This window comes from Mesorhizobium sp. M1423 (assembly GCF_040317575.1).
Classification (GTDB): Bacteria; Pseudomonadota; Alphaproteobacteria; order Rhizobiales; family Rhizobiaceae; genus Mesorhizobium.
This window is the reverse complement of record NZ_JAMYKU010000020.1, coordinates 24,178-47,412: the sequence shown is the minus strand read 5'-3', so window position 1 is coordinate 47,412 and position 23,235 is coordinate 24,178. Positions and strand designations below refer to the sequence as shown.

The window sequence follows — 23,235 nt, the reverse complement described above, 5'->3', positions numbered from 1 at the left end:
GGCTCCATGGCCGACGAAGCGCTTGTCGTCATCGACCTGCAGAACGATTTCTGCCCGGGTGGCGCCCTGGAAGTGGCCGGCGGCGACGAAATCGTGCCGTTGGTCAACGACCTGATCCGGCGGACCGAGCACGTCCTGCTGACGCAGGACTGGCACCCTGCCGGCCATTCCAGCTTTGCCTCCAGCCACCCCGGCAAGCAACCGTTCGAAACGATCGATGTGCCTTATGGCCACCAGACGCTGTGGCCGGATCACTGCATCCAGGGCAGCCTGGGATCGGATTTCCATTCGGGCCTCGCCTGGAGCAAGGCCGAGCTGGTGATCCGCAAAGGGTTCCGTCCTGCGATCGACAGCTATTCGGCATTCTTCGAGAACGACCGGACGACGCCGACCGGCCTTGCCGGCTATCTTCGGGATCGGAACATCGAGACGCTGACCCTGGTCGGCCTAGCGACGGATTTCTGCGTCGCCTTTTCGGCGCTCGACGCGGTCAAGCTCGGTTTTGAGACGTCCGTGCGGCTCGACGCCTGCCGCGGCATCGATCTCAACGGCTCCGTGGAGAGGATGCTGGGCCGGATGCGCGATGCCGGCGTGGCACTGATTTGAACGTCATCCAGCCGAACCTGACAGACTTTTGAGGGGCTTCATGCGGTTTGCGGCGTTGACGGCAAGTGCTGCACTGATTGCCGCAATCTTTTCTCCGGGAGCGGTTCTCGCGGCCGAAGCGCACGAATTGCCGGGCGCCGCCATGTCGCTGTGGTGGGTGCTGCCGTTTGCCGGGCTATTGCTTTGCATCGCGACCGGGCCGTTGCTCTTCCGTCATGCCTGGGAGCACCATTACGGCAAGATTGCCGCTTTCTGGGCAGCGTTGGTGATCGGGCCGCTGGCGCTCGCCTTCGGCATCCCGTCGGCAACGCAGGCGGTGCTGCACGCGCTGCTCACCGAATATATGTCGTTCATCATCCTGTTGTTCGCACTGTTCACCATTTCGGGCGGCATCTTCGTTGCCGGCAACATCCACGGCACGCCGCTGGTCAATGCCGGGCTGTTGCTGGGCGGCGCTGTGCTTGCTTCGATCATCGGCACAACCGGCGCCTCGATGATCCTGATCCGGCCGCTCATCCGCGCCAACGACAACCGGCGCTTCAACGCCCATGTCGTCATCTTCTTCATCTTCCTGGTGTCCAACATCGGCGGGTCGCTGACGCCGCTCGGCGATCCGCCGCTGTTCGTCGGCTTCCTGCGCGGCGTCGATTTCTTCTGGACGACAGTTCACCTGTTGCCCGAGACACTGTTCGTCGCCGGCGTGGTGCTGGCGGTTTTCCTGGCGATCGACATCATCATGCATCACCGGGAGGAAGGCGCGCCGAAGATCAAGGATCCGACGCCCGACAGCAAGGTGCGCATTCGCGGCCTGGCCAACATCCCGCTGCTGGCAGGGGTGATCGCCGCGATCCTGATTTCCGCTGCCTGGAAGCCGGGAGTGAGTTTCTCTTTTCAGGGCGTCAGCCTCGAGCTGCAGAATCTGGTGCGCGACGCCGCCATCCTGATACTGGCCTTCACGTCGCTTGTCGTCTCGCCAAAGGAGTTTCGCGGCGCAAACGCCTTCAGCTGGGGGCCGATTGCCGAGGTGGCGAAGCTGTTCGCCAGCATCTTCATCTGCATCGTGCCGGTCGTCGCCATATTGCGGGCCGGCCTCGACGGCGCGCTGGCGCCGTTGGTGCTGCTGGTCAGCTCGCCGACCGGCGCGCCCGACAATCTCGCTTATTTCTGGCTGACCGGGGCGCTGTCGTCCTTCCTCGACAATGCGCCGACCTATCTGGTGTTCTTCGAGCTGGCCGGCGGCGATGCGCAGCATCTGATGACCGAGCTCGCCTCGACGCTGGCGGCGATCTCGGCCGGCGCGGTGTTCATGGGTGCCAACACCTATGTCGGCAATGCGCCGAATTTCATGGTCTATGCCATTGCCAGGCATCGCGGCATCAAGATGCCGAGCTTCTTTGGCTACATGGCGTGGTCGGGCGCCGTGCTGATCCCGACTTTCCTGCTCGCCGGCTTGCTGTTTTTTGCCTGATCAGCCGACGCCGACATAGCGGCGGACCGCCGAGGGATCAGCACGCAGTTCCTCAACGTCGACCGTCTCGCGGTTGCGGCCGTTTTCGATGAAGCAAACGCGGTCTGCAACCGACAGAACGGCATCGACGCGCTGCTCAACAAGAATTGTCGACACGCCAAGCCCACGTAGCTTCGACACGGTTTCGCGGATCTTGGCGATCATCGACGGCATCAGCCCTTCGGTCGGCTCGTCGAGCAAGAGCACCTGCGGTTCCAGACACAAGGCGCGAGCCATGGCCAGCATCTGCTGCTCGCCGCCGGACAGCGTGCCGGAACGCTGCCTGAGGCGCTGGCGCAGCAGCGGAAAAAGATCGAGCACGTTTTCGCGCGTCGCCTTGCCCTTGTTGCGGGCCATCAGGCCGATCTCGATGTTTTCCGCAACCGTCATCTCGGCGAACAGCCGCCGGCCCTGCGGCACATAGGCGACGCCGGCCTTGGGCACCTCGTGCGCCGGCAGGCCGGTCAATTCCCGCCCTTCGAGCCGGATCGAGCCGGCGCTTGCCGGCACCAGGCCCATGATCGCCTTCAGCGTCGTCGTCTTGCCGGCGCCGTTGCGGCCGAACAGGCAGAGCACCTCGCCCTCGCTCAAGACGAGATCGAGGCCATAGAGCACCTGGACCTCGCCATAGAAGCAATCAAGCCCGGAGATCGTCAGTGCCCTGGACTGGGCCTCAGCCATGGGTCGTCCCCAGATAGGCGTCCTGCACCGCGGCATTGGCGCGGATCTGCTCGGGCGTGCCTTCAGCTAAAATCCTGCCGGCGTTGAAGACGGTGATGCGGTCGGCGAGCTGCATGACCACCGGCATGTTGTGCTCGATCAAAAGCACGGTGGCGCTATCGGCGATCTCGCGCACCAGCTCGATGAAATTGTCGATCTCGCTGTCGGCCAGCCCCTGCGTCGGTTCGTCGAGGATCAGCAGCCGCGGCTTCAGTGCCAGCCCCATCGCCACTTCCAACAGGCGCTGGTGACCGTAGGACAACTGCCCGGCCGGCATTTGCGCCCAGTCGGCAAGTCCGGTGCGCTCGAGCGCCGCCATGACGCCGGTGTGAACCGCGCCCTTCGAGCGGCTGTCGGTCAGCGTGCGCTGCACCGGCAGGGCAACATTGTCGTAGGCGCTGAGATTGGCAAAGACGCTGGTGATCTGGAATGTATAGGCGATGCCAAGGCGAACCCTGGCGTAGGCAGGCAGGCTGGTGATATCGGCGCCGTCGAAGATGATCGTGCCCGACGAGGGCTGGATGCGGCCGCTGACCAGGCTGACGAAGGTGGTCTTGCCGGCACCGTTGGGGCCGATGACAGCGCGGATCTCGCCCGGCATCAGCGCGAAGTCGACGCCGTCGACGGCGCGCAAGCCGCCGAAACTGCGCGACAGGTCTTTGGTGGTCAAAAGCGGCATCATGGCAGCCATCCGAGCCAGCGCTGGCGAATGCTGCCGAGAATGCCTTTTGGGAAAAACAAAACCAGCAGGATCAGCGCGATGCCGACGATCAGCAGATAGGCGGAGGTGTAGCCGCTAGCGACGTCGATGACATAGTACATGAACAGCGTGCCGATCAGCGGCCCGAGCGTGGTGGCAGCACCGCCCAGCAGCACCCAGAGCAGCGGCAGGATGGAATACTGCACCGAAGCGAAGCTCGAGCCGACATAGCCGAACAGCAGCGCATAGGCGGCGCCGGAAGCCGCGCAGATGGTGCCGGAGACGATGACGGCGGCGAGCTTGTTGGAAAATGTATCGTAGCCAAGCATCTTGGTCCGCTCCTCGTTCTCGCGGATGGCGACCAGCACGCGGCCATAGCCGGAGCGGACTATGGCCAAGCTTATAAGCAGCACGATCGAGAACAGCGCCAGCGCGCTCATATAGCGCACGGTCGGGTTGGTGAGGTCGAGCGACTTGCTGCCCAGGACAAGGACACGCATCGGCTGCGGTACGACCATGCCCTGGTCGCCGCCGGTCCAGGCGGCGAGATAGAGGATGACGAGATAGAATACCTGAGCGAACATCATGGTGACGATCATGAAAGCGACGCCGGAGGTGCGCAGCGCCAGCAGCCCGATCACCAGCGCAAGCAGCGCGCCGCAGGCAAGCCCGGCTGCGAAGGCGGTCGGCACGCTCCAGCCGAGATGGATGACGGCAAGCCCGGCGCCATAGAGCCCAGCTGAAAAGAACATGGCATGGCCGAGGCTGAGCAGCCCGACATAGCCGAACAGCAGATTGTAGCCCATGGCGAAGACCGCCAGCACCATGATGCGGGCGAGCAGGCCGTGATGGTATTCCGGCAGGACGAAGCTCAGGGCGAAAAGCAGGGCGATGACGCAGAGGTGCAGCGCATATGGCTTTGCCGGCGAAGCATCCTTCATCGCGATGCCGTCCCGAACAGGCCCTGCGGCCGGAACACCAGCACCATGGCGACGAGCAAGGTGGCGATGATCTTGGCCAGCGTCGGTGAGAAGAACACCGAGATGATGCCGTCGGAAAGGCCGATCAGCACCGCGGCGACGACCGTGCCGCGCAGCGAGCCGAGGCCGCCGATGATGACGACGATGAACGACAGCAACAGCGGGTCTTGTCCCATCAGATAGTGGGCCTGGCTGATCGGCACGATCAGCACCGCGGCCACAGCCGCCAGCATGGCGCCGAGCGCGAAGACGCCGGCATAGACTCTGGTCACCGGAATGCCAAAGGCCTGCGCCGTCTCGCTGTCATATTGCGTGGCGCGCATGATGAGGCCGATTTTCGTGCGCGTCAGCACCAGCCAGGTCGCGACCAGAAGCAGCGCAGATGCGGCGATGATCGACAGCTTGTAGCCGGAATAGCCGAACCACGGCAGGAGGATGCGGTAGCTGAACGGCGGCTCCACAGGCCGCGCCTCCGGGCCGTAGAAGGTCAGCGCCAATTGCTGGATGATGTAGAGCATGCCGATGGTGGCGACGATGGTGGCTTCCGGATTGTAGTTGAGCCGGCGCAGGACCAGCCGTTCGGCGAGCAGTGCGATCAAGCCGACGATCAGCGGCGCCAGCACCAGGGCGGCCAGGAAGCCGAGCGCCGGATGGCCGGATATCGCCGTAGAAATCGCCCAGGCAAGCACCGCGCCCAGCATGAAGAACTCGCCATGCGCGACATTGACGACGCGCATGACGCCGAACACCAGCGACAGGCCAAGCGCCGTCAGCGCCAGGACGGCGGAGGTGACGAGGCCTTCGAGGGCGGCGAGGAGCAGGTGGGGTCCGAAGTGCATCGGCTAAGCACCGGCGGATGCGCGAAGCACCCCCCTCTGGCCAGAGGGGGGTGTCTTGGCGCTCACGCTTGCTGCAGCAGCCAAGCTCACAGCGCCTGCGTCGTGTAATCCCCTTCCGGCTCGTAGAGGCCGTCCTCGATCTTGGTCTTGTGGACGACATTCAGCCGGCCGCCTTCGACCTTGGAGATGTTCTGGATACCAAAACACTGGTGGATCTTGCCGTTGAAGGTTTTCGGTCCCTGCGGATGCTCGGGCCCCTCGGCGAACTCGGTCAACGCCTCGGTCGCCTCGACCAGCTTGGCGCGGTCTTCCGGGCCCTTATAGCCGGCATCCTCCATCGCCTTCTTGACGACGTAGAGCGTTTCCCAGCAGCCGAACATGTGCGCGGCGGTGGAGACGTCCTTGGGATCGCCGACAGATGCACCATTGTCGTCGATGCCGACGGCGGCACGATAGGCCTTCTGTGCAGGGGAGTCATCGGGCTGCGCATAACGTGGCGAGCCTTCCCAGAAATGGCTGCCGTCGAGGAATTCGAGGCCGGGGCTGTTGATGTCGGTGGCTTCGAGCGAATCGATGAAGCCGAACAATTGCGGCCGGTTGGAGCCGTAGAACTCGCCGAGTTCCTTGACGAAGGTGAGCACCGCCGGGCCGACCATGACGTGGTAAATCACCTCGGTCTCGGCCGGGATCTGCGGAAAATATTTGGTGAAGGAGGATTCCGTCGGCGGGATGGCGATCTGCGCGATGACCTCGGCGCCTTGCGCCTTCAGCGCCGGCGGCAGGTAGTCGCGATGATCGTAGCCGAAAGCGAAATCGGGGAATATCTGCGTCACCTTCTTGCCGGCATTGGCGGCAATCCACGGCGCCATCGACTGGATCTGGCTCTTCACGTCGGTGATGCCGGGCTGGAAGACGTAGCGGTTCAATTTGGTCGACGCGACGTGGTGACCTTCACTGACGACGAAATAGGGCATCTTGGCCTCGCCGGCGGCCGGCGCCGAGCCGATGACGACATGCGAAAACAGCGTGCCGTAGACGATGTCGGTCTTGTGCTGGGAGGCGAATTTGCCGACCACTTCGGCGCCCCGGCCGGGATCGGTGCCGTCATCCTCGATGATCACCTCGACCGGCCGGCCGTTGATGCCGCCGGCATCGTTGATCGCCTTGACCGCCGCGGCCGTGGTCTTCTCGTACCAGCGGCCATAGGCGGCGCCGATGCCGGTGCGGTGCGACTGGAAGCCGATCTTGATCGGCGCCGAGCTCTGCGCCTGGCTGTAGCGCACGAAGCCCGGCGCGACGGCAAGACCGGCGCCGGCGGCAAGGACCTTCAGCGCCGTGCGGCGGGTGAGAGCGGATCTGGAGAGATCGAAAAACCCATTCTTGTCAGTCACGGCAGTTCCCCTTGTTTTTGAGCTTTGACCAATGGCTGTAGCGAGGCGGGCCACTCTTGCTAAGAGGGCCGAAAATTGCATGTGTACAAACTAAATCACCAAAGCTCTGACGTGGCAAGCGAGCTTTCCCCAAGGTTCGATTGACGGGCATCGCGCATCTCGTTCACCCGGCGGTTGGCGTCGCAAGCAGCCACAAGCCGAAGACGGTGTAGGCGATCATCAGCAACGTGAGCGGAAACTGGCTGAGCGCGGCGCGAGCGGGAATGGGGTGCAATCGCCAGGCCAAGCCATGGGCGACAAGCACTGCAAGCATGTGGCCGGCTATGATGACGCCGGCCTGGAGATTCCACAGCCACCACGCCGAGCCGGCGCCGGCGACGACGCCGGCTTCAATTGGCAGTTCAGCGGTGCCGAACAGGTTCCAGCCCAGCGCAAACGGGTCGGAGAGAGCGGCAATCGCATATTGGCCGTCGACCAGCAGCGCCGTCAGATAATGCGCGAAGTGATAGGCGAGCGCGATCGGCACGATCGACCAGACTAGCAGCCCTGCGGCGTGAGCGAGGGAATGCTTGCTGCCGGCAAGGTGCTGGCCAAGAAAGACGGCAAGCGCGAACACGGCCGCAAGCACGACAAAGGTCAGCACAAGGCCGAAACTGCCGATGCCGATCAAGGCGGTGCGTCCCGGAAACTCCAGCGGATTGATGCCGAACCGGCCTAGCCAGAAGAAGGTTTTCGACAGGCCGTCGAAGGATACCGACGACAGCGCAAGCAGCAGGAAGGCGACGCCGCTGAGCGGCAGCGGCGCATCCTCGAGCAGCTTAGCGCCCGGCCAGCAGAGTTTGAGCCGGCCGTCCTCGTTGCGTTCGACGATGGCGAAGCGCGCCACCATCGAAAAGAACACTGTCAGGAACTCGCCGCTGCGGGTCCAGCCGCGGTAGCCGAAGACCTGCATGGCCGCGAAGCTTAGCAGCCAGTAGACGCCGGCGGCCCAGGTCAGCCGCCCCGGGTCATCGGGCGCCGGGTCGATCAGCTCGAACCAGGCGAAGGCGAAGAACAGCACGAAAGCCGGCCAATAGCCGAGCCACTGGGGCAGCCACCGTGGCTCCGTTCTGTCGGACAGGCGCGAGACGACGCGGCAAGGCCCGTACCACGGATTGAGCCACGACCAGAGATCGCCGCTGAGCCCTTGCAGCAAAGCCAGCCCAACCCAGAGCAATGTCCATACGGTCAGCGGCAGCGGATTGGAGAGCGGATCGCGGCTGCCGAACAGGCCGGCGGCAGTGAGAATTGCAAAGCCGGCAAAGGATATCAGGCTGACGGCAGTCCGCGCGCCGTCGCCGAAGGTGAAAAGCGGCAGGCGTTTGCGCCAGAAGCGGTCGAGGGAGTCCGGCCTCAGTAGCGCCAGGACAAGGAAACTGGCGGCGACGGCGAGCGCGCCGCCGGCGACGTAGTAGCCGGTGGGGAGGAGCAGGACGTGGCCGCGGTCGGAGGCGTGGGCGAAGGCGGGGGTGGGCAGGAATACAGGTGCAAGGGCCAGGAAGAAGGAGAACCGCGGCAGGGCTACTAGGTTATGGCAGCGCTCTACGGCACCCCCCTCTGTCCTGCCGGACATCTCCCCCACTTGGGGGGAGATCGGCAGTTCCGCCGTCGGCTCTCCTTCTGCAACTTCAGCGATTGGCGAAAGCAGCAATGAGGGCGCAATCTCCCCCCTCGTGGGGGAGATGTCCGGTAGGACGGAGGGGGGCGCGAAGGAACTCATACTACGCAAGAGTTCCCCCACCTCACACCTTCACCAGCTGCTCCACGCGGTCCTTTTGGCCGAATATCCGCAGATAGCGCTCGATCTCTTTCTCGTCGCCTGTCGACTTGGCCGGATTGTCGGAGAGCTTGACCGCCGGCCTGCCGTTGGCTTCGGTGACCTTGCAGACCAGCGAGATGGCGTCTAGCCGGTTGGTCTCGGTCGGCGCGCAGCCCTCGAAATCGTTGGTCAGGTTGGTGCCCCAGCCGAAGGACATGCGCACCTTGCCGCGGAAGTGGCGGTAGGTTTCCTCGATGGTCTCGACCTCCAGCCCATCCGAGAAGATGAGCAGCTTCTGCTTGGGGTCCTTGCCCTTTTCGCGCCACCAGGAAATGATTTTCTCGCCGCCTTCGATCGGCGGCGCGCTGTCGGGGCGGAAGCCGGTCCAGTCGGCGACCCAGTCCGGCGCATCACGCAGGAACGCCGCGGTGCCGAAGGTGTCCGGCAGTACGATCAGCAAATTGCCGCCGTAGTAGCGCTGCCAGTCCTGCAGCACGTTGTAGGGCGACTGTTTCAATTCCTTTTCCGAATTGGTGAGCGCGGCGAACACCATCGGCAGTTCATGCGCATTGGTGCCGAGCGCCTCGAGATCGTTGTCCATGGCGAGCAGCACATTGGAGGTGCCGGTGAAGGCCTCGCCGATGCCCTCCTTCAACGCTTCGACGCACCAGCGCTGCCACAGGAAAGAATGACGGCGGCGGGTGCCGAAATCCGAGATGCGGATGCCGGGCAGCGCCTTCAGCCGCTCGGTCTTGGCCCACATCTTGGCCTTGGCGCGGGCATAGAGCACGTCGAGCGCAAACGGCCCGAACGCCCGCATGGCCGCGCGCGAGCGCAGTTCGTTGATAATTGCCAGCGCCGGGATCTCCCACAGCGTCGTATACATCCACGGACCGCTGAAGGTGAGCTCGTATTGGCCGTCGCGCCTGGAAAGCTCGTATTCGGGCAGCCGGAAATTTTCCAGCCAGGCGAGGAATTCCGGTTCGAAGATCTGCTTGCGGCCGTAGAAGGTGTTGCCGCCGAGCCAGATCATCTCTTTCTTCGAGAAGCGCAGCGTACGGGCATGGTCGAGCTGCTCGCGCAACTCTGCCTCGTCGATCTCCTCGGCAAGGCGGACCGAAGTGGTGCGGTTGATCAGCGAGAAAGTGGTATCGACCTTGGGATACATGCCCCAGATCATCTGCAGCATCAAAAGCTTGTAGAAATCGGTGTCCAGCAGGCTGCGGACGATCGGGTCGAGCTTCCAGGTGTGGTTGTAGACGCGCCGCGCTATATCGGTCTTTGCCATCGCTCAATGCCGCCTTCGCTGCTCGCTCTAGCTTTTTGTTTAGCGCAATTCCGGATGGAAAACCGCTGCGCACTTTTCCTGGAATTGCTCCAAATGGCTCTTAGCATCGAATTTTTGAAAGCGCCTCCCGCTTTGCGGGCTGGCCCGACAAAAAGAAGCCCCTGCGGCAAGCGTCGCCTACGGCAATTTCAGCCTCAGGATGCGGTCTTGGCGCCGACCACCTTGAGCGCCGGACGCTTGCGGCGAGTGCCGATGCGGCCCGCCACCGGCGCGTCGGCGCGGCGGTCGGCCTGCTCTTTCTCGGCAAACAGCCAGTCGATGAACAATTGCACGATCGGCGCCGACCTCATCTCGTTGCGGCAGACGACGTAGAAATCGTCGACCGCCGGCACGGAAAGGCTGAACGGGGCGACAAGCAGACCCCTGGCGAGCAGTCCGCTTGCAGTTACCGTGTCGCCGAGCGCCACGCCATGGCCGTGAACCGCAGCCTCGGTCGCCATGCGCGCGTCGCCAAGATGATGGCGGCGGCCGCGCTCCAGGTCCAGCGCGTCGGCGGCGGCCAGCCAGGTGTGCCATTCGCGGCCGTCGTCGCCATGCAGGAAGACGTGATCGGCGAGGTCGCGGACGGTGCGGATCGGGCGGTTGTTGATCAGCGTCGGGCTGACCACCGGGAACAGTTCGAGACCCGACCATTTGCGCATCCAGCAGTCGGTCCAGCTGCCGTCACCATAGTGCACGCAGACATCGATATGCGGGGCGCGGACGTCCTTGGCGTCATTCGATGGGATCAGCGTCAGCCGGATATCCGGATATTGCGAAGTGAAGCTGCCGAGCCGCGGGATCATCCACAGCAACAGCAGCGCCGGCACGCAGGATACCGACAGCGCGCCGGTGCTGGCCGGCCTCGTCATGCGCTGCGTGGCGGCGGCGATGCCGTCGAAGGCGGTCGACACCGCCGGCAGCAACTCGGCGCCGTGCGGCGTGAGCTTCACCCGCTGGCCGGCGCGCTCGAACAGCTTGACGCCCAACGATTGCTCGAGCGCCTTGATCTGATGGCTGATGGCGCCGTGGGTGACGTTGAGCTCAGCCGCGGCCTTGGTCAGCGAGGCGTGGCGCGCCGTCGCCTCCAAGGCGCGCAACGGGTTGAGTGGTGGCAAACGCTTGGCCATTTGGAACCTGAACCCTGTGAGATTTTCTCACAACAAACACCCTAACAATATCAATTGATTTTTCAATGCAGCTACAGGACACTTTGCCCAAGCATTGCATCAAGACTTGAAATCTACAGGCAGCCAATGGCCGCGGCTACCAAGGTCCTTGGCGCGCGCTGCACCAACCATGGAGAACCGACATGGGTTATGATCGCGGCAAGCTCGAAGCGTTGCGCCGCAAATATGGCGAGAGCCATGGCGGCGAAATGTTCGACCCGAAATTCCAGCGTGTCGCCGACAAGATCTTCTCCAAGACCGGCACGCGGCTGGCGCCCTATTCCGGCATCCCGACCTTCCTGGCGGCGCCCTATCGTGAAATCGCCGCCGACGATCCGGATTTCGGCGATCTGCAGGTGGCGATGATCGGTGTGCCGATGGATCTGGGCGTCACCAACCGGCCGGGCGCCCGTTTCGGGCCAAGGGCGCTGCGCGCCATCGAGCGCATCGGCCCCTACAATCATGTGCTGGAATGCGCACCGACGCATGAGCTGAAGGTCGCCGACATCGGCGACGTGCCGTTCCAGAGCCGCTATCGGCTGGAGACCAGCCATGACGACATCGAACGCCGCGCCAACCAGATCGTCGACGCCGGCGTCCTGCCCTTGTCAGTCGGCGGCGATCATTCGATCAGCCACCCGATCCTGAAAGCTGTCGGCAAGAAGGCGCCGGTGGGCATGATCCATATCGACGCCCATTGCGATACCAGCGGCCTGTTCGACATGACCAAGTTCCACCATGGCGGGCCGTTCCGCAACGCGGTGCTGGACGGCGTGCTCGACCCGAGCCGCACCATCCAGATCGGCATTCGCGGCTCGGCCGAGTACCTTTGGGAGTTCACCTATGAGTCCGGCATGACCGTGGTACATGCCGAAGAGGTGACCGGCCTCGGCATTCCCGCCATCATCGAGAAGGCGCGCAGGATAGTCGGCGACGTCCCGACCTATGTCTCGTTCGACATAGACAGCGTCGATCCGGCCTTTGCGCCGGGCACCGGCACACCGGAAGTCGGCGGGCTGACGACGCGCGAAGTGCTCGAGCTGCTGCGCGGCCTGAAGGGCCTCAATATCGTCGGCGGCGACGTCGTCGAGGTGGCGCCGCAATATGACGCGACCACCAACACGGCGCATGCCGGCGCGCAGGTGCTGTTCGAGATCCTCAGCCTGATGGTCTTCAGCCCGGCAATCACCGGCAAGGCGGGCTGACGCGTTCGACCATGACCCCGAAAAAGTAGGAACCGTTTTTCGGAGACGATCATGGTCCACTAGGGAATCCAAAGGCTACCGCCGCGCTGGAGCCGGCGGTTGCACTCAAACAAACAAGCTTCCAGCAGGGGAATAAAAATGACACTTCACATGAAACTCAAATCATCTATCGCCGCCGTGCTGATGCTCGGTGCGGCCGGTCTTGGTTTCACCACCCAGGCCGTCAATGCCGACGCGATCGACGACATCGTCAAGGCCGGCGCCATCAATGTCGGCATCTTTTCCGATTTCCCGCCCTTCTCCTCGGCCAGCGCCGATATGAGCATCAAGGGCTACGACATCGACGTGGCGCAATCCATCGCCGACCAGCTCAAGGTCAAGCTCAATCTGGTCAGCGTGACCGGCCAGAACCGCATCCCATATCTTACCGACAAGCGCGTCGACCTGCTGATGAGCGTCGGCTATTCCAAGGAGCGTGAGCAGGTGATCGATTTCGCCGCCGCCTACGCGCCTTACTACATCGCCGTCATCGGCCCGGCAGCACTTGCGGTCAAAGGCAAGGAAGACCTTGCCGACAAGTCGATCGCCGTCAATCGCGGCACGCTGGAGGACACCTCGCTGACCGAGGCAGCACCCGCCTCGGCCGACATCCGCCGCTTCGACAACTACAATTCCGTCATCCAGGCCTTCATTTCGGGCCAGACCCAGCTGATGGTGGTCGGCAACGATGTCGGCGCCCAGGTGCTCGCCCGCCAGGAGGCGCTGAAGCCGGAACGGAAATTCCAGCTTCTCACCTCGCCATCGCATATCGGCCTCAACAAGAAGGAAGACCGCCTCAAGCAAGCGGTCAACGATGCGGTTGCCAAGATGCTGGCCGACGGCAAACTGGACGAAAGCTCGAAGGCCTGGCTGAAGACACCGCTCGATCCCGCCAATCTCAAGGATTGACGGCCGGTGACCTATAGCCTCGACTTCGGCTGGCTTGCCGGGGCGACAGGGGCGATCGCGCGCGGCGCGGCCACGACGATCCTGTTGATCGCCGTGACCACGCTGGCGGGAACGTTGCTCAGCATCCTCGGCGCCGCAGGGCGGCGGAACGGCCCGCTGCTGCTCAAGCGGGCGATCGGCGTCTATGTCGAGGTGATCCGCAACACGCCGTTCCTGGTGCAGCTGTTCTTCATCTTCTTCGGGCTGCCAAGCATCGGCGTGAGGCTCGATCCCGTGCTGGCAGCCATGCTGGCGATGACGCTCAACATGGCGGCCTACACGATCGAGATCGTTGGCGCCGGACTCGACGCGGTGCCGCCCGGGCAGACGGAAGCGGCAATGGCGCTTGGGCTCAGGCCGCGCCAGGTCTTCATCAAGATCGTGCTGCCGCAGGCGCTCAAGGTGATCTATCCGGCGCTGACCAGCCAGATCGTCATCATGATGCTGGAATCCGCCGTCGTGTCGCAGATCGCGGTGCGCGAGCTGACCTACGAGGCCGACATGCTGCAGGCGCGCACGTTCCGGGCTTTCGAGACCTATTTCGTGGTGACGGTGGTCTATCTCATCCTGTCGATTGGGCTGCGCCGTCTGCTGATTGGCGGCGGACGCCGGCTTCTCGGAGCCGGCGTATCATGATCGAATTCACCTTCTGGGATATTCTGCGCAACCTGCTGCTGGCGGCGCGCTGGACGGTGCTGTTGTCGTTGGCTGCCTTTGTCGGCGGCGCCGTGGTCGGCATGATCGTGCTGTTCTTCCGGATCGCCAAGAATAAATGGGCGCGCCGGTTTGCCTCCGGCTACATCGCGCTTTTCCAGGGCACGCCGCTGCTGATGCAGCTCTTCCTGATGTTCTTCGGCTTGCCGATGCTGGGCCTGCGCATCGAGCCGTGGACCGCGGCGGTGCTTGGCCTGACCTTCTTTGCCAGCGCCTATCTCGCCGAGATCTGGCGCGGCGGCGTCGATGCATTGCCACGCGGCCAGTGGGACGCCGGCGCCAGCCTCGGCCTGCACTATCTGCAGGAACTCCGGCTGATCATCCTGCCGCAGGCGTTTTCGATCACCCGCGCGCCGACCGTCGGCTTCCTGGTGCAGCTGATCAAGTCGACCGCGCTGACCTCGATCATCGGTTTCGAGGAGCTGGTGAGGACATCCAACGCAATCAACAATGCGACCTTCGAACCGTTCAAAGTCTACGGGCTGGTAGCGCTGATCTTCTTCGTCATGTGCTTTCCGCTGACGCAATACGCACGTTCGCTCGAGCAGCGGGCAGCGGCCCGCTGAGCGGGCGACCAGCAATTCAACGCCCGAACACCAGCGGCGGCGCGATCCTGTCCCGCCGCAGCCAGCGTCCCAGCAGGAGTGCAGCAACCACCGCCAGTCCTGACGATAGGCCGATCCAGATGCCGACGCCGTTGAAACCGAAATGGAAGGCGAGCAGCACGCCGAGCGGCAGGCCGATGCCCCAATAGCCGATCGCGGCATAGATCATCGGTACCTTGGTGTCGTGCAGACCGCGCAGCATGCCGCTGGCGACCGCCTGCGCACCGTCAAAAACCTGGAACAGCGCGGCAAAGGCGAGGAACGACACGGCAAACGCCACCACCTCGGCATTAGCCGGATTGCCCAGATCGATGAAGGCGCCGATCAAGAGATGCGGCCACAGGATCATCACTAGCCCCATTAGCGCCATGAAGGAGACACCGACGACATACGCGGTCCAGCCGGCCCGGCTGACACCTTCCGGATTGCCGGCGCCGTGGGCAAGTCCGACGCGCACCGTCACCGCCTGGTTGAGGCCGAGCGGCACCATGAAGGTGATCGAGGCGATCTGGATGGCGATCGCATGGGCGGCAAGCGAAGCCGCATCGATCAGGCCCATGAGAAAGGCTGCCGCGTTGAAAATCGTCACCTCAAACGCCAGCAGGCCGGCGATCGGCAGGCCGAGCCGCAGCAGGCCCTTGAAGCGCGGCCAATCGGCCCGCCAGAAGCGTCCGAACAGACGATAGCGCCGGAATTTCTTCTCAAGCATCACCACCGCCGCCATGCCGGCGAACATTAACGTGCTGGACAGCGTGGTGGCGAGGCCGGAGCCGGCGATGCCCATCGATTGGATGCCGAGATTGCCGAACATGAACAGCCAGTTGAAAAAGGCGTTGCAGGCGACGGCAACGAAAACGATGATCAGTGCCCAGCCCGGCCGCTCCAGCGCCGAAATAAACGAGCGCAGGACGATGTAGCCGAAAAAGGGCAGCACCGCCCATTCGAGCCAGCGCAGATAGATGCCGGCCTGATGCGCCAGTGCCGGTTCCTGACCCATGGCCAGCAACACGGCCTCGCCGTGCCAGAGAAAGACCCAGATCGGAATGCAAATGAGGATCCCCAGCCACAGACCCTGGCGCACGGTGCGGCGCAGGTCGCGCACCGAGTGGCGGCGACGGCCGAGCTCGGTCGCCATCATCGGCGAGGTCGCCAGCATCAGGCCAAGTCCAAAGATCAGCGGCATGAAGTAAAGGTTGGCACCAAGCGCACCGCTGGCCAGCGTGTCCGGCCCCAGCCGCCCCATCATCATGACGTCGGTAGCGGTCATCGCGGTCTGACCGAGATTGGTCAGCACCATCGGCCAGGCGAGCGCCAGCATCGCCCTGATTTCCCGACGCCAAAGGTTTTCCGGCGCGCGAGCGTCGGCTTCGATCGCAGACATTTTTTCCGCCTATCCGATTGCGGCACGTCGGCCAGAGCCGGAAGCCGCGTCTCAGCGCGGAAAATGGCCAAGATCGGCCGGATTCCGCATTACGACGGGTTTGTCTATGAAATGGGCACCGGTGGCAAGAGGCTGACTTGCGGAAGGGTTAAGCCAGTCGGCTCAATGCAGGCTATTGGAGAGGCCATGGAAGCCGCTATGGTCACGGTGGATTCCTTTGAAAGGCAGCCTGATGAGCGCGTTTTCCGAAATCTATCTGGTTCGGCATGGCGAGACGGAATGGAGTGCGTCCGGAAAACATACCGGCCGGACCGACATACCGCTGACGCCGGCCGGCGAGGACGCGGCAAGGCGGGTCACTGAGCGGCTAAAGGGTCTATCCTTCTCGGCGGTGTGGTCGAGCCCGTCGCAGCGCGCCTTCAACACCTGTGCGCTGGCCGGCTTCGGCTCGTCAGGCGTGAAGAAGGACGATCTGGCGGAGTGGGATTATGGTGCCTATGAGGGATTGACCACCAAGCAAATCCTCGCCGAGCGTCCCGGTTGGCGGCTCTTTCGCGACGGCTGCCCGCGCGGCGAGTCCGCCACGGATGTAGGCTCGAGGGCGGACCGGATCGTCAGCCAGTTGCTCGAGGCCAGCGGCAATGTCCTGGTCTTCTCAAGTTCGCATTTCCTGAGGGTGCTAGCCGCACGCTGGCTCGGCCTGCCACCGCAAGACGGCGCGCTTTTCGTGCTGGATACCGCCAGCGTAAGCGTGATCGGTTATGAGCACGGCCTTGACGAACCGGTCGTCCGGCGCTGGAACCAGAGATAGCCGCCGATCCCGATCTATCGGATCGCGTCCAGCGCCTGCCTTTGCCGATGCATCTCGAGAAACACGCGGTAGTCGCGATCGAACCGGCCGGCGGCAGCCGGATTGGGCTCGCGCGTCCTGCCGCCTTGCTGCATAGCGACGCAAGCGGCGTTCAAATCGGGAAAAAGCCTGGCAGCGGTGGCGGCAATCATGCCGGTGCCGAGCAGCACCGCCTCGTCCGCCAGCGGCTCGACCACCGTGCATCCGGTGGCGTCGGCATAGAGCTCCATCAGCAAGGGGTTCTTGGTGTGGCCGCCGGTGACATGCAGCGTGTCGATCAGATAGCCGTTCTCGTTCAGCGCCTCCAGCACATGGCGGACGCCAAGCGCGATGCTGACGGCGGTGCGCCAATAGAGCTTGCACAGACTGTCGAAGGACGAATCCAGCGTCAGCCCGCTGATGACGCCTACGGCATGCGGGTCGGCGAGCGGCGAGCGGTTACCGTGAAAATCGGGCAGCACATGCAGCCTGGCGGCGAGGTTGTCTCCTTCAGCGGCGCGCAGCTCGGCGACGCGGCGGGCGATCCTGGCATGCATGGCGGCATCCGGCTCGCCGCCGGCGCCATGCCAGCGGATGATGTGATCGAGCAGCGCGCCGGTGGCTGACTGGCCACCTTCCGACAGCCACAGGCCGGGAAGGGCGGCGCCATAGTAAGGACCCCAAACACCGGCGAAAGGCTGCGGATCGGGCGACATCGCCATGACGCAACTCGACGTGCCGGCGATCAGAGCCAGATGGCGGCCGATGTTGGTCGCGTCACCGGCGAAGCCGCCGAGCACGCCAAGCGCGCCGGCATAGGCATCGATGACGCCGGCGCCAACCCGGCATTTTTCGGTGAGGCCAAGCTCCGCCGCGGCTTGCGTGTTGAGCGCACCGATATCTGCGCCGACCGGGCTTGCCTTTCCCGGCAGATTGCCGTGCTCGAAAACGTCGCCGAGCCCGACCGCTTCGAAGAAGTCGCGCCGCCAGCCGGTCTCTTCATGGGCCAGATAGGTCCATTTGGCGGTCAGCGTGCATTGCGAACGGGCGAGCGAGCCGGTCGCCTTCCAGGTGAGGAAGTCGGTGAGGTCGAATAGGTAGCCGGCTTCGTTCCATGCTCCGGGTAGGTTGCGCTTCAGCCACATCAGCTTGGGCGTCTCCATTTCCGGCGACATGACGCCGCCGATATAGTCGAGCACGGCATGGCCGCTTTCGGTGCATTCGTCGGCCTCGGCAATGGCGCGATGGTCGAGCCAGACGATGGTGTCCCAGCGTCTTTCGCCAGTGACGGACACGCTGAGCTGGCCGCCATGCCGGTCCCGCACCACCAGCGAGCAGGTGGCGTCAAAGGAGATGCCGACGATATCCTCAGCCTTCACGCGCGCCTTTTCGCGGGCAGCGCGGACGGCCATGCACACCGCCGACCATATATCCTGCGAATCGTGCTCGGCGTGGTCGGCCTTCGGCTGTTGCATGGCGATCGGGTGCTCGGCGCGGCCGAGCAAGGCGCCACCGGTGTCGAGAATGCCGGCACGGGCGCTTCCGGTGCCGACATCGACCGCGCAAACGAAACTGTTGGTCAAGGTGTTCTTGCTCTCGCTCCCAGGCCTGCAATCAGATCGGGCAATTGCAGCATGTCAGCGAATATAAAGTCCGGCTCACTCGACGCAAGCCGCGCTTTCAGTGCCGGGTTGCCGGTGTGCGAGCCCCCGGTGAAGGCAAGGACGCGCATGCCTGCCACCCGCGCCGCTTGGATGCCGGCCGGGCTGTCCTCGACGACGAGGCAGTTTCGCGGGTCCGCTCCCATTTTAGCAGCCGCATGGAGAAAAAGATCGGGCGCCGGTTTGCCCCGCGCCACCATGGCAGCGCTGAACAAATGCGGCTCCAGCAGCCCAAGCAACCCCGTAACCTTGAGCGCATAGCGGATCCGCTCCAGCGTGCCGGAGGAGGCGACGCAGCACGGCACGCCGAGCTTCGGCAGGACCTGTGCCATGCCTGGCATCGGTTTCAGCTCCTGGCGAAACTTGCGCATCAGTTCGGAGCGCATCTCGGTCAGATGCTGGTCGGTGAGATCGAGCCCGAAGTCGCTTGCGAGGATTTCGCGGACGCTCTTCATGCTCTTGCCGAGGAAGTGCTCGTAGGCAACGTCCTCGCTGACGTTGCCGCCGGCAAGCGCGATCATCTCCAGCAATGCCGAGACGGACAGCATCTCGCTATCCACCAGCACGCCGTCACAGTCGAAAATGACCAGTTCAGGCGTCATCGCGCTGGATCGGCTTCAGAGGTCGCCGGCGAGATAGCGCGTCAGTGTCGCGCGCGCGCCGTCCGCCCACAGCGATTTGAGCGCATGGGCGAACGCTTCGGCGAACGGCGGCGAGCGGCCGACATCGCCATAGATGTCCTCCATGGCAAGCCAGGCGGCAGGCATGTCCCTGGCCGCCTTGGCCGTCCCCTGCAACCGGCCCCAATTCGGGTCGTTGGGCTCGGTGACGGCACCGGAATCCGTGGTGCCGAAGCAGTAGCGACACCAGAGCGCAGATTCCAGCGCCAGGCCGGTGACACTTTTGCCAGCCTTCAGCCGGTCAGCGATGGTCGGAATGATGAATTTCGGCTGGCGGTTAGAGCCGTCGAGGCAAAGCCGGCGTATGGTGTCGCCGATCTTCGGATTGGAGAAGCGGTGCTCGATGAGCTGGTGGTAATCTTCGAGGTCGGTGTCCGGAACCGGCGGCACGGTCGGGATGATTTCGTCATGCTCGAGCTTGTCGAGGAAGCCGCGTACCAGCGGCTCCTGCATCGCCTCATGGACGAAATGGATGTCCATCAGCCCGGCCGGATAGGCGATGGTCGCATGGCCGCCATTGAGGATGCGGATCTTCATCAGCTCATAGGGCGCGACATCGCTGACGAACTGCACGCCGACCTGTTCCAGCGGCGGCCTTCCATCGGTGAAACGGTCCTCCAGCACCCATTGCTTGAACGGCTCGCAAAACACCGGCCAATTGTCGTCGAGACCGAACTCGCTGGAGAGAATGCCGCGCTCGCGATCGGTGGTGGCCGGGGTGATGCGGTCGACCATGCCATTGGGAAAGGCCACGTTTTCGTTCACCCAATTTGCCAGATCCTCGTCGATCAGCCGCGCCAGGCCGATAACGCCATCGGAAGTGACGTGGCCGTTGTGGGGGATGTTGTCGCAGGACATGATGGTGAAGGGCACGATGCCATCGGCGCGGCGGCGCAGCAGCCCAGCGAGGATGAGGCCGAAGACGGTCTTCGGCGTCGCCCCCGGCTCAGCGTCGGCAACGATGTCGGGATGCGTCGGATTGAACACGCCAGAAGCCGGATCGATAAAATAGCCGCCCTCGGTGATGGTCAGGGAAACGATCTTGATCGCCGGATCGGCAAGCCGCTCGACGATTGCGGTCGCTTCGCCCGGCATCAGGAAATCGATCATAACGCCGGTGACGCGCGCGCTCATATGGCCGCTGTCCTGCTCGACCACGGTGGTCAGCCAGTCCTGTTCCTGCAGCTTGCCGCGGCCGACCTTCTCGCCCTCGAAGACGCCGGCGCCAACGATGGCCCAGTCGTGGCCGACGCCCGAATTGAAGAGGTCGTCGAGATAGACGGCCTGATGCGAGCGATGGAAATTGCCGACGCCGAAATGCACGATGCCGGCCTTGAGCGCGGCGCGATCGTATTTCGGGCCGGCGATCTTGGGCGGAAGCTTGGCGAGTATGGAAGAAGAGAGTTTCACGGACATCTGCTTTTACCCTTTAGCGGGACGGCTCTTCCCCCCGTTGGAGGAGACGGGGAGAAGAGCGCCTTCGCCCCCTCAACTCATCCACTGGCCGCCATCGACATTGTAGGTCTGGGCAACGATGTATTCGGCCTCATCGCTGGCCAGGAACACCGCCATGCCGGTGAGGTCTTGCGCCGTGCCCATGCGGCCATAAGGCACGGCTTCGCCGACCAGCCTCTTCTTTTCGCCTTTCGGCCGGTTCTCGAACTTGGCGAACAGGGCATCGACGTGATCCCAATGCTCGCCGTCGACGACCCCCGGTGCTATCGCGTTGACATTGATGCCGTGCTTGATCAGGTCCAGCCCTGCCGACTGGGTGAGCGAGATGACCGCCGCCTTGGTGGCGCAGTAGACGGCGACCAGTGCCTCGCCGCGGCGCCCGGCCTGGCTTGCCATATTGATGATCTTGCCGCCCTTGCCGCGGGCGATCATCGAACGGGCCGCAGCCTGAAGCGTAAACAGTGTGCCGGCGACGTTGACCGAGAACAATTTGTCGTAGCTTGCCTTGCTGATCTCGACGATCGGCGCCAGGTCGAACAGCGCAGCGTTGTTGATCAAAATATCGAGGCCGCCGGTTCTGGTTTCGACCGCCTTGACAGCCGCATCTATCGACGCGAGATCGGTGACGTCCAACTTCACCGCGTAGGCGTTGCCGCCGATTTCCGAAGCCGTCTTCTCGGCAGCCTCGAGATTGATGTCGCCGATGGCGACGGTCGCGCCCTCCCGCATGTAGGCTTCGGCAAACGCCCTGCCGATGCCGCGCGCCGATCCGGTGATCAGCGCCGATTTACCTCCGAGCCTCATTGCAGCATCGCCTTCCCATCGGCGCCAAAACGATGCAGCTTGGTCTTGTCCGGTGTCAGATAGATCGTGTCGCCGTGATGGGCGGCAAGCTCGCCGTCGGCGCGCACCGTCAGTTGCCCGACACCATCCGCCTGGACGTGCAAAAACGTGTCGGAGCCGAGATGTTCGGCAACGCCGACCGTCGCCTTCCAGTCGCCTGACGTCTTCGAAATGTTCATATGCTCCGGGCGGATGCCGACTGTGCTGGCGCTATATTTGGCGGCCTGCGCGCCTTCGATCAGGTTCATCTTCGGCGAGCCGATGAAACCGGCGACGAACAGATTCTTCGGCGTCTTGTAGAGCTCCATCGGCGAGCCGACCTGCTCGATATTGCCGGCGTTGAGCACGACGATCTTGTCGGCCATGGTCATCGCCTCGATCTGGTCGTGGGTGACGTAGACCATGGTGGTCTTGAGCTGGTGATGCAGCTCGCTGATCTCCAGCCGCATGGTGCCGCGCAGCGCCGCGTCGAGATTGGACAAAGGCTCGTCGAACAGGAAGGCGGAAGGCTGGCGCACGATGGCGCGGCCGATGGCGACGCGCTGCCGCTGGCCGCCGGAGAGCTGGCCGGGGCGGCGATCTAGGTAGTTGGTGAGGTTCAAGATGCGGGCGGCGTCCTTCACCTTCTTGTCGATGGTCGCCTGGTCCTCGCCCGCCATCTTCAGGGGGAAAGCGATGTTCTTGGCCACCGTCATATGCGGGTAAAGCGCATAGGACTGGAACACCATGGCCAGCTTGCGCTTGGCCGGCGCCTCGCCGGTGACGTCGCGGCCATCGATGATGATGGTGCCGCCGCTGGTGTCCTCCAGGCCGGCAATCAGACGCAACAGCGTGGACTTGCCGCAGCCCGACGGGCCGACGAAGACGACGAACTCGCCGTTCTCGATGACCAGGTCGAGGCCGGGGATGATGGACGTCGCCCCGAAGGATTTGGAGACGTTCTTGAGCGTGATGTTTCCCATGATTTCCTCCCCCGAAGGGCTGATTTTCGTTTTGCGTCAGGCGATGCCCGTTACTTTACCGCCCCAAACGTCAGGCCGCGGACCAGCTGCTTCTGGCTGAACCAGCCCATGATCAGGATCGGCGCGATCGCCAGTGTCGAGGCGGCCGAAAGCTTGGCCCAGAACAGCCCCTGCGGACTGGAGAAGGAGCTGATGAAAGCGGTGAGCGGCGCTGCCTCGGTGGTGGTCAGCCGGATCGTCCAGAACGCCTCGTTCCAGGCGAGGATGATGTTGAGCAGCATGGTCGAGGCGATGCCCGGCACCGCCATCGGCGTCAGCACGTAGATGATCTCGTTCCAGAGCGATGCGCCGTCCATGCGCGCCGCTTCCAGGATCTCGCCCGGGATCTCGCGGAAATAGGTGTAGAGCATCCAGACCACGATCGGCAGGTTGATCAACATCAGCATGACCATCAGGCCGATGCGGCTGTCGAGCAGTCCTGTATCGCGGAAGATCAGATAGATCGGGAACAGCACGGCGACGGCCGGCATCATCTTGGTGGAAAGCATCCACATCAGGATGTCCTTGGTGCGTTTGCTTGGCGAAAACGCCATCGACCATGCCGCCGGTACGGCGACAAGCAGAGCCAGGACGGTCGAGCCGACCGACAGGAACACCGAGTTCAGGAAGAATTTGAAATAACCGTTCTGCGCCTGGACCTCGGAATAGCTCTCCGTGGTTCCCGACGGGAACAGGTTGAAGCCCTGGATGGCCTCCTGCTCCGATTTGAACGAAGTGATGATCGTATAGAGGATCGGGAAGAAGATCAGCAGCGCGACGATCCAGGCGGCCGCGGTCGCAATCGTCTTGTGCTGGGTGGTGACTGCACGTGCCATC

Annotated in this window: 22 protein-coding genes; 7 read left to right on the top strand and 15 right to left on the bottom strand. The window is 63.6% G+C overall.

Translation table 11 applies throughout. The features are described 5' to 3' along the window. Positions 1-6: 6 nt before the first annotated feature. Together pncA and NKG95_RS23330 are read left to right on the top strand one after the other, a co-directional pair. Positions 7-606 carry a bifunctional nicotinamidase/pyrazinamidase gene (gene pncA, locus NKG95_RS23335; RefSeq protein WP_023718168.1) on the top strand — a complete coding sequence of 200 codons (600 nt, stop codon included), beginning with the start codon at positions 7-9 and terminating at the stop codon, positions 604-606. Between the two features lie 40 nt (positions 607-646). Next, positions 647-2,074 (top strand): sodium:proton antiporter, encoded by a 1,428-nt coding sequence (locus NKG95_RS23330; RefSeq protein ID WP_023718167.1) that lies wholly within the window; start codon positions 647-649, stop codon positions 2,072-2,074. Here NKG95_RS23330 and NKG95_RS23325 read toward each other — a convergent pair whose 3' ends face one another. From NKG95_RS23325 to gcvA, 8 genes are all read right to left on the bottom strand, one after another. Next, positions 2,075-2,794, bottom strand: coding sequence for an ABC transporter ATP-binding protein (locus NKG95_RS23325; RefSeq protein ID WP_353042679.1), 720 nt, complete (start codon positions 2,792-2,794; stop codon positions 2,075-2,077). Further along, positions 2,787-3,515: an ABC transporter ATP-binding protein gene (locus NKG95_RS23320; RefSeq protein WP_023718165.1), complete on the bottom strand. Its 729-nt coding sequence runs from the start codon at positions 3,513-3,515 to the stop codon at positions 2,787-2,789. The genes NKG95_RS23325 and NKG95_RS23320 overlap by 8 nt, the downstream gene beginning before the upstream one ends. Next, a complete protein-coding gene (locus NKG95_RS23315; RefSeq protein ID WP_353042678.1) occupies positions 3,512-4,474 on the bottom strand; it encodes a branched-chain amino acid ABC transporter permease in 963 nt (320 codons plus the stop codon). The genes NKG95_RS23320 and NKG95_RS23315 overlap by 4 nt, the downstream gene beginning before the upstream one ends. Next, the gene (locus NKG95_RS23310) at positions 4,471-5,352 is read right to left on the bottom strand and encodes a branched-chain amino acid ABC transporter permease (RefSeq protein WP_023718163.1); all 882 of its coding nucleotides are present in this window, start codon (positions 5,350-5,352) and stop codon (positions 4,471-4,473) included. The genes NKG95_RS23315 and NKG95_RS23310 overlap by 4 nt, the downstream gene beginning before the upstream one ends. An 86-nt stretch (positions 5,353-5,438) precedes the next feature. Then, positions 5,439-6,743, bottom strand: coding sequence for an ABC transporter substrate-binding protein (locus NKG95_RS23305; RefSeq protein ID WP_023718162.1), 1,305 nt, complete (start codon positions 6,741-6,743; stop codon positions 5,439-5,441). 163 nt (positions 6,744-6,906) lie between these two features. Then, positions 6,907-8,355 (bottom strand): hypothetical protein, encoded by a 1,449-nt coding sequence (locus tag NKG95_RS23300; protein ID WP_353042677.1) that lies wholly within the window; start codon positions 8,353-8,355, stop codon positions 6,907-6,909. Between the two features lie 169 nt (positions 8,356-8,524). Next, a complete protein-coding gene (pncB, locus tag NKG95_RS23295; protein WP_353042676.1) occupies positions 8,525-9,829 on the bottom strand; it encodes a nicotinate phosphoribosyltransferase in 1,305 nt (434 codons plus the stop codon). Between the two features lie 194 nt (positions 9,830-10,023). Continuing rightward, positions 10,024-10,998, bottom strand: a complete 975-nt coding sequence (gene gcvA / locus NKG95_RS23290) for a transcriptional regulator GcvA (RefSeq protein WP_353042675.1) — start codon at positions 10,996-10,998, stop codon at positions 10,024-10,026. A gap of 182 nt (positions 10,999-11,180) precedes the next feature. Here gcvA and speB point away from each other — a divergent pair, with 182 nt between their 5' ends. From speB to NKG95_RS23270, 4 genes are all read left to right on the top strand, one after another. Further along, positions 11,181-12,242, top strand: a complete 1,062-nt coding sequence (speB, locus tag NKG95_RS23285) for an agmatinase (protein WP_353042674.1) — start codon at positions 11,181-11,183, stop codon at positions 12,240-12,242. A 138-nt stretch (positions 12,243-12,380) separates the two neighbouring features. Next, the gene (locus tag NKG95_RS23280; RefSeq protein ID WP_353042673.1) at positions 12,381-13,190 is read left to right on the top strand and encodes a transporter substrate-binding domain-containing protein; all 810 of its coding nucleotides are present in this window, start codon (positions 12,381-12,383) and stop codon (positions 13,188-13,190) included. Between the two features lie 6 nt (positions 13,191-13,196). Beyond that, positions 13,197-13,865, top strand: a complete 669-nt coding sequence (locus tag NKG95_RS23275) for an amino acid ABC transporter permease (RefSeq protein WP_023722519.1) — start codon at positions 13,197-13,199, stop codon at positions 13,863-13,865. After that, positions 13,862-14,509, top strand: coding sequence for an amino acid ABC transporter permease (locus NKG95_RS23270; protein WP_023722520.1), 648 nt, complete (start codon positions 13,862-13,864; stop codon positions 14,507-14,509). The genes NKG95_RS23275 and NKG95_RS23270 overlap by 4 nt, the downstream gene beginning before the upstream one ends. 16 nt (positions 14,510-14,525) lie before the next feature. Here NKG95_RS23270 and NKG95_RS23265 read toward each other — a convergent pair whose 3' ends face one another. Further along, complete coding sequence (locus tag NKG95_RS23265; RefSeq protein WP_353042672.1) at positions 14,526-15,929, bottom strand: MATE family efflux transporter; 1,404 nt, start codon at positions 15,927-15,929, stop codon at positions 14,526-14,528. Positions 15,930-16,158: 229 nt separating this feature from the next. On the opposite strand from NKG95_RS23265, the gene NKG95_RS23260 reads away from it, so the two are divergent. After that, a complete protein-coding gene (locus NKG95_RS23260; protein WP_353042712.1) occupies positions 16,159-16,740 on the top strand; it encodes a histidine phosphatase family protein in 582 nt (193 codons plus the stop codon). A gap of 14 nt (positions 16,741-16,754) precedes the next feature. On the opposite strand, the gene NKG95_RS23255 is transcribed toward NKG95_RS23260, so the two are convergent. The 6 genes from NKG95_RS23255 to NKG95_RS23230 all read right to left on the bottom strand — a co-directional run bounded on the left by NKG95_RS23255 (position 16,755) and on the right by NKG95_RS23230 (position 23,234). Then, positions 16,755-18,341: an FGGY-family carbohydrate kinase gene (locus NKG95_RS23255; protein WP_023722523.1), complete on the bottom strand. Its 1,587-nt coding sequence runs from the start codon at positions 18,339-18,341 to the stop codon at positions 16,755-16,757. Next, entirely contained in the window at positions 18,338-19,021 is a 684-nt protein-coding gene (locus tag NKG95_RS23250; protein WP_352484350.1) for an HAD family hydrolase, read from the bottom strand. Before NKG95_RS23250 ends, NKG95_RS23255 begins: the two co-directional genes overlap by 4 nt. Before the next feature lie 15 nt (positions 19,022-19,036). Further along, positions 19,037-20,515, bottom strand: a complete 1,479-nt coding sequence (locus tag NKG95_RS23245) for a mannitol dehydrogenase family protein (RefSeq protein ID WP_353042671.1) — start codon at positions 20,513-20,515, stop codon at positions 19,037-19,039. 72 nt (positions 20,516-20,587) lie between these two features. Further along, on the bottom strand, positions 20,588-21,358 hold the full coding sequence (locus tag NKG95_RS23240) for an L-iditol 2-dehydrogenase (RefSeq protein WP_352592991.1): 771 nt from the start codon (positions 21,356-21,358) through the stop codon (positions 20,588-20,590). After that, positions 21,355-22,359 (bottom strand): ABC transporter ATP-binding protein, encoded by a 1,005-nt coding sequence (locus NKG95_RS23235; protein WP_353042670.1) that lies wholly within the window; start codon positions 22,357-22,359, stop codon positions 21,355-21,357. The genes NKG95_RS23240 and NKG95_RS23235 overlap by 4 nt, the downstream gene beginning before the upstream one ends. 50 nt (positions 22,360-22,409) lie before the next feature. Then, positions 22,410-23,234, bottom strand: coding sequence for a carbohydrate ABC transporter permease (locus tag NKG95_RS23230; protein WP_352484354.1), 825 nt, complete (start codon positions 23,232-23,234; stop codon positions 22,410-22,412). Position 23,235: the final 1 nt, after the last annotated feature.